Annotated in this window: 11 protein-coding genes; 7 read left to right on the top strand and 4 right to left on the bottom strand. The window is 57.7% G+C overall.

Features of this window, described 5'->3' with window-relative positions:
• Positions 1-941: threonine synthase (locus V7665_RS11890; protein WP_335664753.1), on the bottom strand; the 941-nt coding region annotated here is incomplete at its 3' end.
• A gap of 162 nt (positions 942-1,103) precedes the next feature.
• Here V7665_RS11890 and V7665_RS11885 point away from each other — a divergent pair.
• Positions 1,104-2,471 (top strand): lipopolysaccharide biosynthesis protein, encoded by a 1,368-nt coding sequence (locus V7665_RS11885; protein WP_335664752.1) that lies wholly within the window; start codon positions 1,104-1,106, stop codon positions 2,469-2,471.
• 64 nt (positions 2,472-2,535) lie between these two features.
• Here V7665_RS11885 and rpsI read toward each other — a convergent pair whose 3' ends face one another.
• From rpsI to V7665_RS11870, 3 genes are all read right to left on the bottom strand, one after another.
• The gene (rpsI, locus tag V7665_RS11880) at positions 2,536-3,075 is read right to left on the bottom strand and encodes a 30S ribosomal protein S9 (RefSeq protein WP_335664751.1); all 540 of its coding nucleotides are present in this window, start codon (positions 3,073-3,075) and stop codon (positions 2,536-2,538) included.
• Entirely contained in the window at positions 3,075-3,554 is a 480-nt protein-coding gene (gene rplM, locus V7665_RS11875) for a 50S ribosomal protein L13 (protein ID WP_335664750.1), read from the bottom strand. The genes rpsI and rplM overlap by 1 nt, the downstream gene beginning before the upstream one ends.
• 231 nt (positions 3,555-3,785) lie before the next feature.
• Positions 3,786-4,838, bottom strand: a complete 1,053-nt coding sequence (locus tag V7665_RS11870; RefSeq protein ID WP_335664749.1) for a COX15/CtaA family protein — start codon at positions 4,836-4,838, stop codon at positions 3,786-3,788.
• A gap of 207 nt (positions 4,839-5,045) precedes the next feature.
• Here V7665_RS11870 and V7665_RS11865 point away from each other — a divergent pair, with 207 nt between their 5' ends.
• The 6 genes from V7665_RS11865 to V7665_RS11840 all read left to right on the top strand — a co-directional run.
• On the top strand, positions 5,046-5,387 hold the full coding sequence (locus V7665_RS11865; RefSeq protein ID WP_335664754.1) for a MerC domain-containing protein: 342 nt from the start codon (positions 5,046-5,048) through the stop codon (positions 5,385-5,387).
• 45 nt (positions 5,388-5,432) lie between these two features.
• Positions 5,433-5,891 (top strand): Fur family transcriptional regulator, encoded by a 459-nt coding sequence (locus V7665_RS11860; RefSeq protein WP_335664748.1) that lies wholly within the window; start codon positions 5,433-5,435, stop codon positions 5,889-5,891.
• A gap of 97 nt (positions 5,892-5,988) precedes the next feature.
• Complete coding sequence (gene dxs, locus V7665_RS11855) at positions 5,989-7,917, top strand: 1-deoxy-D-xylulose-5-phosphate synthase (RefSeq protein WP_335664747.1); 1,929 nt, start codon at positions 5,989-5,991, stop codon at positions 7,915-7,917.
• 50 nt (positions 7,918-7,967) lie between these two features.
• Positions 7,968-8,651, top strand: a complete 684-nt coding sequence (locus V7665_RS11850; protein WP_335664746.1) for a pyrimidine 5'-nucleotidase — start codon at positions 7,968-7,970, stop codon at positions 8,649-8,651.
• Entirely contained in the window at positions 8,648-9,484 is an 837-nt protein-coding gene (gene dapD / locus V7665_RS11845) for a 2,3,4,5-tetrahydropyridine-2,6-dicarboxylate N-succinyltransferase (RefSeq protein ID WP_335664745.1), read from the top strand. Before V7665_RS11850 ends, dapD begins: the two co-directional genes overlap by 4 nt.
• On the top strand, positions 9,484-10,723 hold a 1,240-nt coding region (locus V7665_RS11840; RefSeq protein ID WP_335664744.1), incomplete at its 3' end, for a carotenoid oxygenase family protein. The genes dapD and V7665_RS11840, both read left to right, overlap by 1 nt.

Raw genomic sequence — 10,723 nt, 5'->3', positions numbered from 1 at the left:
TCGCCAATCGCGACCGGCACGCGTATACCCGCAGCCACGGTATGGGCATTTTCCCACAGTGGCGCGTGATCGAGCCCCTTTTCCCAGGCATCAACAATCGGCGCGCAGCCGGTGGCCTGCACCGCGACCATCCGGGGGCGCGCCGAACCGATGAAACCAATCGCTTCCAGTTCGTCAAACGCCTTCCACATGCCGATCAGGCCGGTGCCACCGCCGGTCGGATAGAAGATCACATCCGGCATTTCCCAGCCCAGTTGCTCGGCCAGTTCCAGGCCCATCGTTTTCTTGCCTTCGATCCGGTAAGGCTCTTTCAGCGTCGAGAGATTGAACCAGCCCATTTCGGCCTCACCGTCAGCAACAATCTTGCCGCAATCGTTGATCAGGCCGTTTACCCGCCAGATCTTCCCGCCCTGCAAGGCGATCTCCCGCACATTCACTTCCGGCGTGTCATCCGGACAGAAAACAAAAGCCTCCATCCCGGCGCGCCGGGCATAGGCGGCCATCGCGGCACCAGCATTGCCATTGGTCGGCATGGCGAGTCGTTTCAGTCCCAGTTCCTTGGCCATCGTCACCGCCATAACCAGCCCGCGCGCCTTGAACGATCCGGTTGGCAGACGGCCTTCATCCTTGACGATCACATTGGAACCGAGCGAATTGTCGAGCGTGATCAAGGGCGTCATGTCCTCGCCCAGCGAGACAATATTGGCGGCGCTGACGACGGGCAACAGCTCACGATAGCGCCAGAGGTCGGTTGGCCGAGCGGCCAGCTTTTCCTTGGTGAGCGTTTCAGCAACCGCAGCCAGATCATAGCGCACCAATATTGGCGCGCCAGCCGGCGACAGGTTTTGTACGGTCCCCGCCGCCAAAATATCTCCAGTTTTGGAGCATTCCAGATGGGTGACGAAATTGGCGATGTCTGCGGTGCGGTTATCTTGGGTCATATTGCCTCGCTAGCAGCAGCAGCCCGGCAAGCCACCCCAAAAAACTGCATTGCTGGCTCGCTTTGGCAATTACACCGGATTTTTCCAGCATCACCCTGACAATAGAGAAAAAGAAAAAACTGGATTTTGCGATAAAGAAAGGCTCAACCGCCGGATCATATATTGGAAAAGTTGAAACCTGTGTCGCGAAACATGCTCTCCAGATGGTCCACCAGCGAGGATTCGCTTGTCCGGGTGTTTCGCAACAGCAGCTGGCTGTTTTCCGCCAAGGGCGTCGGTGCGATCCTGAGCATTTTCTATCTCGCGATATTGACTCGGACGTTGGGCGTCGCCGGCTTCGGTGAATTCATGGTGATCGTCGGCGCGGTTCAGGTGCTGACAGCAATATTGAAACTCCAGACATGGCAGGCGGTCGTTCAATTTGGCGTGCCCTATTTGCTGGCTGGCCAGCATCGGGAATTTCGAAAATTGTCGGCACAAAACTTCTGGATTGAATTGCTCGGCGGGCTTGCTGCTTGCGGCGCCCTGTGGCTGATGCTCCCCTACGGGGCCTCCCAATTTGGCTGGAGCATTCCGATCGTCCAGGCAATCATGGGCTATGGCGTGATCGTGTTCCTGTCGGTCCGGTCGACACCTATCGGTATATTGCGTGCCCAGGATCGCTTTGGCGGCAATGCTTTTGGCGACGCCATCATTCCCATCGTTCGCTTCGCCGGGGCCTTGATCCTGTTTCTGACGACACCTTCCATGACCGGATTTCTGATTGTCTGGGGGCTATCCGAATTTGTCAGCTTTGTGGTCATGTGGTTGATGGTGTGGCTGCGCGACGAGACCGACCACCCGCTGCGCAACGCAGCCGCTCTGGCAGTTGTGCCGCCGAGCCGAAAAGAATTTCTGGCCTTTCTGCTGTTCACCAATCTCGCCTATCTGATCAGCGTTGTCCGCGAACGGCTGGTAGTCGTGATTGTCGGTTTTTTCGTCGGCCCAGCAGCAGCTGGCCTCTTCCGTCTGGCGGATCAGCTTGCCAATAGCCTCAACCGGCTGTCCGAGGTATTTGCCCGCCCGCTATTTGCCGAACTGTCCCGATTATTCGCTATCGGCCAATCGCGGGAATTGCGGGCCCTGTTCTGGCGATCCCTTCGGGCTTCGGCGATCAGCGGTGCCGTGCTGTTCATTGGCCTGCTGTTGCTCGGCAAATATATCATTGCCCTGATTTCCGGCCCCGAATATCTCGCAGCTTTCCCGCTATTGCTGCTGCTGGGTGCTGCGACCATCATCAGCCTGGCAGGCCTGGGCCTGGAGCCGTTGCTGCAGGCGGCCGGGCGCGCACGAAATGCGCTCGTCGCCCGGCTTGTTGGACTGGTCGCACTCGGACTCCTCATGGCAGCATTTCTGCCAAGCTTCGGAACAATCGGGGCCGCGTGGGTGATGTTGATCTCAGCGATACTGACGACCATCATGCTGTTCGTCTCAAGCCGGTCCGCGATCAGGCAGCCCCAGCATCCCGTGCCAAATTCTCGGAAGCCCTAAAAACCAACCGTCATAAAAAAGGCGACCCGCAGGCCGCCTTTTTCGCAATTCGATGTCGGTTCGCTTAACGCTTGGAGAACTGGAAGCTCTTACGCGCTTTTGCCTTACCATATTTCTTCCGCTCGACCTTGCGGCTGTCACGGGTCAGGAAGCCTGCCGCCTTGACAACGGCACGCAGCGTTGGTTCATATTTGGTCAGAGCTTGCGAAATGCCATGCTTGACCGCACCAGCCTGTCCCGAAAGACCGCCGCCTTTGACCGTGACGTCAACGTCATATTGGCCTTCGCGTTCGGTAATCGCAAAAACCTGATTGAGCACCAGACGCAGGGTCGGGCGGGCAAAATAGGTTTCCTGATCGCGGCCATTGACCGTGATCTTGCCCTTGCCAGGCTTCAGCCATACACGGGCAACCGCGTCTTTCCGGCGACCAGTCGCATAAGCGCGACCAAATTTGTCCAGCTCTTGCTCGCGCAAGGGCATGGTGGATACGGGTGGTTCAACGGCTACAACTTCCGCGTCTGCGTCGGCAGCAACCGGTGCATCGACCACAGCCGGGCCAGCGATATCTTTCAGATCAGCGAGATCGGTTTTTACGTCAGACATTATGCGCCCACCTTATTCTTACGGTTCATCGAAGCGACGTCGAGCGCCACTGGGCTCTGGCCGTTATACGGATGCTCGGTGCCTGCAAAAACGTGCAATGCACGCATCTGGGCGAAGCCAAGCGGGCCCTTGGGGATCATCCGCTCGACGGCTTTTTCTATGATACGCTCGGGGAAACGACCTTCGAGGATCTTTTCCGCGGTCGTGCCGCTGATGCCGCCGGGATAGCCGGAGTGCTTGTAATAGGTTTTCAGTTTGGTCTTGTTGCCGGTGAACTTCACCTTTTCAGCATTGATCACTATCACATGATCACCGCAATCGACATGCGGGGTGTAGCTTGGCTTGTGCTTGCCGCGCAGGATGTTGGCGATGATCGAGGAAACCCGGCCAACGACCAGATCTTCGGCATCAATGATATGCCATTTCTTTTCGACGTCAGCAGGCTTGGCCGACTGGGTCTGTTTGGTGATACCCTTCATGGGGTGGCTCCTTCTTGGAGAATTGGGATTCAAAAATAACAAATGCCGAACGATCCTGATTCGCAGGCGTCCGGCAAACTGGGGCGCTATTGGCGTTGTTTTTGCGGCAAGTCAAGCGAAAGCGGGGCTTTGCTGGAGGGTATAATATTACCGTGCGTGGTTTGGAACCTAGCCGCGCGACCCTTTTTCTTGGTGCTGCTTAGCCGAAACGCCTGTCCGCTCGAGAATGGCTCACTGCGGCGCACGGCCGATCAGATGCACGCCCCATATTGTCGATGCGACCACAAGCGCACCCACCGCCTGATGCAATACCGCAAGATGGATATCGATTCCGGTCATTACCGTTGCGATTCCGAGCAATATCTGGCTGCCAAAAGCGATGTGGATCGCAATCGAGGCACTGCGGTCAATAGGCCGCACCCTTCGAGCAAGAATGACGAGAAATCCGACGACGACCCAAGCCCACCAGCGATGGATAAAATGGATCAGATAGGGGTCATTGTTGAGCGCGCTCCACGTGCCGGCGTCCCAATTGATCCCGCCAGGGATGAAATATTCGTTCATCAACGGCCATGTGCTGGACACATAGCCGGCATTCAGACCCGCGGTATAGGCGCCGAACAGAAGCTGGACCAAAAGCACCGCCAGCACCGCTATGCCCAGACCGGTCATGCGCGCCGGCCTTTTATGACCAGCCGCCAGCCGGCGCAGATCGAGCGCCGTCCAGACGAGACCGCCCAGAATGAACAGCGCGGTCAACAAATGCACCGCCAGCCGGAAATGACTGACGTCCGTCCGTTCGCTCAGACCGGAACTGACCATCCACCAGCCGATCGTGCCCTGCAAGCCGCCGAGCGCGAGCAGCGCAACCAGCCGCCAGCTATAGCCGGATGGGATCGCCCGCTTCATCGCAAACCAGAGCAGCGGCAGCGCAAACGCCACACCGATCAGCCGTCCGAGCAGGCGGTGGACCCATTCCCAGAAATAGATGAACTTGAAGTCCGCCAGTGTCATGCCCGCAGGACCGCTAATTTCCCGATATTCCGGGATCTGCTGATATTTCGCAAATTCCGACAGCCAGTCCGCTTCGCTCAGCGGCGGTAGCGCGCCGGTCACCGGCTTCCATTCGGTTATCGACAGCCCCGATTCGGTCAGCCGGGTGATGCCGCCGACGACGACCATGATGAACACTAGAAAAGCGACGGAATAGAGCCAATTTGCGATGGCTATCGGACGGGTGCGTGCCTTATTGGTCGGCAGGTTCAGGGGGATCGGATCGGTCATTGGCCGCTATTTGGGATCAAAACCATGGCCTGACAACCAGAAACACGGGCGCTAGCCGGAAAATTCAAGAATGATATGTTGTATCTTAACACGCTTTTTCCTATATCCGCTTCACGCAACCAACAAGTGAGGCAGTGAGTCGTGTTTACGACAGCAAAATTGTGGGACAAAGATGGTCTTTTGGTCAGGGACGGCCTGTGGGACCGTATGGCCGTACTCCTGTCCGGCCTGTGCGTTGTCCATTGTGTCTCGACCATCGCCCTTGTCGCAATTCTATCCTCGGCAGGCGGTATGCTTCTCGATCCGCTATTCCATGAAATTGGTCTGGGGGTCGCCATTGCCCTGGGCTTTTTCACTCTGGGACGCGGCGTGCTGGATCATGGTTATATCATGCCGGTCGCCATCGGCAGCCTCGGGCTGGGTATGATGATGGGCGCGATATCGATCGGACATGATAGCGGGCATGGCGGCGCTGAAGTATTGTACACCATGTTGGGCGTCGGATTGCTCGCGCTGGGCCATGATTTGAACTACCGCGCCACCCATTGATTGCGCCCCATTGCCCTTGCGGCGAAACATCCCTAAATTATCCCTATGGGAAAACATGATCATCATGAGCATCAAGGCGATTCTTTAGCCGACGCGGCACGCGCCAATCTGGAAAAATCCGGCGAGAAATGGACCGATACAAGAGCGGCGATATTTGATTCGCTGGCCGGTTTCTCTCGCCCGGCATCGGCCTATGACATCGCCGAGCTGGTTTCCGCCGCGCGCGGCAAACGCGTCGCACCGAACAGCGTCTACCGGATTCTCGACCTTTTCGTGGCGAACAATCTCGCGATGCGGATCGAAAGCGCCAATGCCTATCTCGCCAACAGCCATCCCGGCTGCGAGCATGATTGTATTTTTCTGGTCTGCGACACATGCGGCGAAGCAACCCATATTGATGATGACTCCCTGTCGCAGCAAGTCCGCAAAGTCGCAAAAAGTCAGGGATTTAAATCGATCCGTCCGGTGATAGAGGTGCGCGGCATTTGCCAGAAATGCAATTAATCCATCCTGCGTGTCAGCGAAATTCAACCAGCTGTCAGTTGAAAGTTCGACAGAGCATTGTGATGCCGTTAAAGCTGGAATCAAACAGGGAGTGAATATGCCGGTTTCGAATACACCTTTGCTGGATAATGTCTCCTTTCCAGCCGATTTGCGCAAATTGAAGCCCGCCCAGCTCCGCCAATTTGCCGATGAGCTGCGCGCCGAAGTGATAGACACCGTCTCGACAACCGGTGGCCATCTGGGCGCTGGTCTGGGCGTTGTCGAACTCACGACCGCCATCCACTATGTCTTCAACACACCCGAAGACCGGCTGATCTGGGATGTCGGCCATCAATGCTATCCGCACAAGATCATCACCGGTCGCCGCGACCGAATCCGGACCCTGCGACAGGGCGGCGGCCTGTCCGGTTTCACCAAGCGGTCGGAAAGCGAATATGATCCCTTTGGTGCCGCGCACAGCTCGACCTCGATCAGCGCTGCCCTTGGTTTTGCGATTGCCAACAAACTAAACAATAAACCCGGACGCGGTATTGCCGTCATCGGCGACGGCGCGATGAGCGCGGGCATGGCCTATGAAGCGATGAACAATGCCGAGGCGGCTGGCAACCGGCTAGTCGTCATTCTCAATGACAATGATATGTCGATCGCGCCGCCGGTGGGCGGGCTTTCGGCCTATCTCGCCCGAATCGTATCCTCCCGGGAATTTCTCGGTGTGCGCCAGCTGGCGCGGCGGATCGCCCGCAAGCTTCCCAAGGTGCTTCACGATGCGGCGCGCAAGACCGACGAATATGCCCGCGGCATGACGATGGGCGGGACCCTGTTCGAGGAACTCGGCTTCTATTATGTCGGTCCGATTGACGGCCATAATCTGGAGCATCTGATCCCGATTCTGGAAAATGTCCGCGATGCCGCCGAAGGCCCCTGCCTGATCCATGTCGTCACCGAAAAGGGCAAGGGCTATAAATTTGCCGAGGAAGCCGACGACAAATATCATGGCGTGGCTAAATTTGATGTGATCTCCGGCAAACAGGACAAGGGACCGGGCGGCGGACCGCCGGCCTATCAGAATGTCTTTGGCGAAACGCTTGCCAAGCTGGCCGATAGCGATCCTCGTATCTGCGCGATTACCGCAGCCATGCCCTCGGGCACCGGTGTTGATAAATTCGCCAAGGCGCATCCCGACAAGGCCTTTGATGTCGGCATTGCCGAACAGCATGGCGTAACCTTTGCCGCCGGTCTCGCGGCCCAGGGCATGCGGCCTTTCTGCGCCATCTACTCGACCTTCCTGCAACGCGCTTATGATCAGGTTGTCCACGATGTGGCGATCCAGAATCTTCCTGTCCGTTTCGCAATTGACCGCGCCGGGCTGGTCGGAGCGGACGGCAGCACCCATGCCGGATCATTCGATGTCACCTATCTGGCAACCCTGCCGAATTTCGTTGTGATGGCCGCTGCCGATGAGGCGGAACTGGCCCACATGACCTATACCGCGTCCTTGCACGACAGCGGTCCGATCGCCTTTCGCTATCCGCGCGGCAACGGCACCGGCGTGCCGATTCCGGAAAAGCTCGAACAGCTGGAAATCGGCAAGGGCCGAATCATCAAGCAGGGCACCAAGGTCGCAATTCTCTCGCTCGGCGCCCGACTCGAAGAAGCCAAGAAGGCCGCAGAGCGGCTCGAAGCCAAAGGACTCAGCACGACCGTCGCCGACTTGCGCTTCGCCAAGCCGCTCGACCAAGAGTTGATCCGCAAATTGCTGACGACGCATGAAGTCGCGGTTACCGTCGAAGAAGCCTCTGTTGGCGGCCTCGGCGCGCATGTGCTGACTTTTGCGTCTGACAATGGCCTGACAGACGCCGGCCTCAAAATCCGTACCATGCGCCTGCCTGATATATTTCAGGATCAGGACAAGCCGGATGTGCAATATGCCAAAGCGGGCCTCGATGCGGATGGCATTGTCGATACCGTCCTCAAGGCTCTCCGTCACAATAGTACAACTATCAAGGGTGCTGGAGCGCGGGCATAGTCAATATTGCAGCTTGTGATTGCCGGAAACGGTCTTTAGGCGATTGCGCCATGCCACCCGAACTTACCCATATCGATCACTGGATCTTTGATCTCGATAATGTGCTCTACCCGGCCGAGTGCGACCTGTTCGCGCTGATCGATGTCAAGATGGGTGAATATATCGCCCAGGCTCTGAATTGTGATCTGGTCGAAGCGCGAAAGATCCAGAAGGGCTTTTTCCACGATCATGGCACCACGCTGGCCGGCCTGATGCATCATCATGGCACCGATCCGGCTGATTTCCTCGATTTTGTCCATGATATCGATATGGACCGCCTGTCGCCTGCACCGCTGGTGCGGGCAGCGATTGAAGCGTTACCGGGCGAGAAGCTGGTATTCACCAATGCCGACCGGCCTTATGCAGAACGGGTATTGGAAAAGCGCGGCCTGGGCGGTCTGTTTCATCAGATGCACGACATATTGGATACCGGCCTTGTCCCCAAGCCTCAAACAGCCGCCTATCACAGCATGATCGCCGCCACTGGTATCGACCCGACCCGCGCCCTGTTTGTCGAAGATATGGCGCGAAATTTGCGTCCGGCGAAAGATTTGGGCATGACCACCGTGTGGATCAACACTGGTGCAGAATGGGCTGGCCGCGAGCATGATCCCGCCTATATTGACCATGAAATCACCGATCTGGAAAGCTGGGTAACCGGCCTCCACACCGCCAAGGAAGAAATACCAACATGACCGCAGCATTGCAGACCATCATCGATACCGCCTGGGACAAGCGCGAATCACTGGGCCTTACGACACAGGGAGCGGAGCGCGATGCGGTCAATCAGGCGCTGGCGATGCTCGACAACGGCACCGCCCGGGTTGCGGAAAAAAAGGATGGCCAGTGGGTCGTCAACCAGTGGCTGAAAAAAGCCGTGCTGCTCTCCTTCCGGCTCAACGACAACCATCTGATCGAAGGCCCCGGTGGCGCCAATCACTGGGACAAGGTGCCAAGCAAATTCACCGGCTGGGGCGAAAACCGCTTCCGCGAAGCCGGGTTCCGTTCGGTGCCCGGATCGATCGTCCGGCAGGGTGCGTTCATCGGGCGCGGCGTCGTGCTGATGCCAAGCTTTGTCAATATCGGCGCCTTTGTCGATGAAGGCAGCATGATTGACGGCTGGGCCACGGTCGGCAGCTGCGCGCAAATCGGCAAGAATGTCCATATTTCCGGCGGCGCTGGCATCGGCGGCGTGCTCGAACCGCTGCAAGCCGGTCCGGTTATCATCGAGGATGGTGCGTTTATCGGCGCACGCGCCGAAGTTGCCGAAGGCGTGCGCGTCGGCGAAGGCGCCGTGCTCTCAATGGGCGTCTATCTCGGTGCATCGACCAAGATTGTCGACCGGGTTACCGGCAAGATCTGGATCGGCGAAGTGCCGCCTTATTCGGTCGTGGTGCCGGGCACATTGCCGCCCAGAGTGAATATTGATGGCATGCCAGGACCGTCGCTTTATTGCGCCGTGATCGTCAAGACCGTCGATGCGCAGACCCGGTCCAAGACTGGTATCAACGAATTGCTGCGCGACTGATGGGCACGCCGGTCAATCAGGTGAAGGTAACGCTGGAGCCGAATGACCACCCCTATCGCAATGGCTCCTGGACCCCGGTTTTCGAGGAGCTGGACAGCGATGAGCTGGAGATAATCGGCGAGATTCCGGCCGATATCGATGGCCTCTATGTCCGCAATACCGAAAATCCGGTGCATGACAGCATTGGCCGCTATCATCCCTTTGACGGCGACGGGATGATCCACACGATCCGCTTGCAGGATGGCAAGGCGATCTATCGCAACCGCTTTGTCCGCACCGAAGGTTTTGAGGCGGAGCAGGCAGCAGGCGGCCCTTTGTGGGTCGGCATCATGGGCAAGCCGTCCGATAGCAAAAGACCCGGCTGGGGCGCCCATGGCAGCGTCAAGGATAGCAGCTCGACCGATGTCGTGGTCCATGCCGGTGCGATCCTCTCGACCTTCTATCAATGCGGCGAAGGCTATCGGCTTGATCCGCAGACACTCGAAACTCTGGGCACGGCGGATTGGGTACCCGAGGACGGCATTTCCGCCCATCCGAAAGTCGATGAAGCCACCGGCGAATTATTGTTTTTCAACTATTCGACCAAAGCGCCCTATCTCCATTATGGCGTGGTCGGACCCGACAACAGACTCAAGCATTTCATTCCGATCGCACTGCCGGGACCGCGCCTGCCGCATGATATGGCGTTCACCGAGAATTTCGCGATTTTCAACGACTGCCCGCTCTACTGGAAAGAAGATCTGCTCGACCGGGGCCTGCGCATCCCCGCCTGGCATCCCGATCAGCCGACCCGCTTCGGCATCATCCCGCGCCTGGGGCAACCGAACGAGATAAAATGGTTCGAGGCCAAACCGACCTATGTTCTGCACTGGTCCAATGCTTATGAGGATGGCGATGAAGTCGTGCTCGACGGCTATTTCCAGAATGATCCGGTGCCGCCACCGCTGACCGATTTCCCGGCGGGCTATGAAAGCATGGGCGCCAGCATCGATCTGCACAGCTTCGAGCCAGAGCTGCACCGCTGGCGGTTCAATCTGAAGACCGGAGAAACCCGGGAAGAAACCCTGTTCGACGATTATCCGGTTGAATTCGGGATGATCAACCAGCAGATCGCGGGCCAGCCCTATCGCTATGTCTATAGCGTGACCGGGGAGCCGGGCTGGTTCCTGTTCAACGGCCTGACCAAACATGATCTGGAGACCGGCGAAGCGGAACATTATGGTTTTGGCGAACGAAGAT

It is taken from the genome of Parasphingorhabdus sp. (assembly GCF_036964675.1).
Taxonomy (GTDB): Bacteria; Pseudomonadota; Alphaproteobacteria; order Sphingomonadales; family Sphingomonadaceae; genus Parasphingorhabdus.
The sequence above is the reverse complement of the archived record's forward strand: the minus strand, read 5'-3'. Positions and strand labels throughout refer to the sequence as shown.

Coding starts and splice junctions, on each gene's coding strand:
- rpsI (WP_335664751.1), bottom strand. CDS start 3,075: ATGTCTGACGTAAAAACCGATCTCGCTGATCTGAAAGATATCGCTGGC.
- rplM (WP_335664750.1), bottom strand. CDS start 3,554: ATGAAGGGTATCACCAAACAGACCCAGTCGGCCAAGCCTGCTGACGTC.
- V7665_RS11870 (WP_335664749.1), bottom strand. CDS start 4,838: ATGACCGATCCGATCCCCCTGAACCTGCCGACCAATAAGGCACGCACC.
- V7665_RS11865 (WP_335664754.1), top strand. CDS start 5,046: ATGGCCGTACTCCTGTCCGGCCTGTGCGTTGTCCATTGTGTCTCGACC.
- V7665_RS11860 (WP_335664748.1), top strand. CDS start 5,433: ATGGGAAAACATGATCATCATGAGCATCAAGGCGATTCTTTAGCCGAC.
- dxs (WP_335664747.1), top strand. CDS start 5,989: ATGCCGGTTTCGAATACACCTTTGCTGGATAATGTCTCCTTTCCAGCC.
- V7665_RS11850 (WP_335664746.1), top strand. CDS start 7,968: ATGCCACCCGAACTTACCCATATCGATCACTGGATCTTTGATCTCGAT.
- dapD (WP_335664745.1), top strand. CDS start 8,648: ATGACCGCAGCATTGCAGACCATCATCGATACCGCCTGGGACAAGCGC.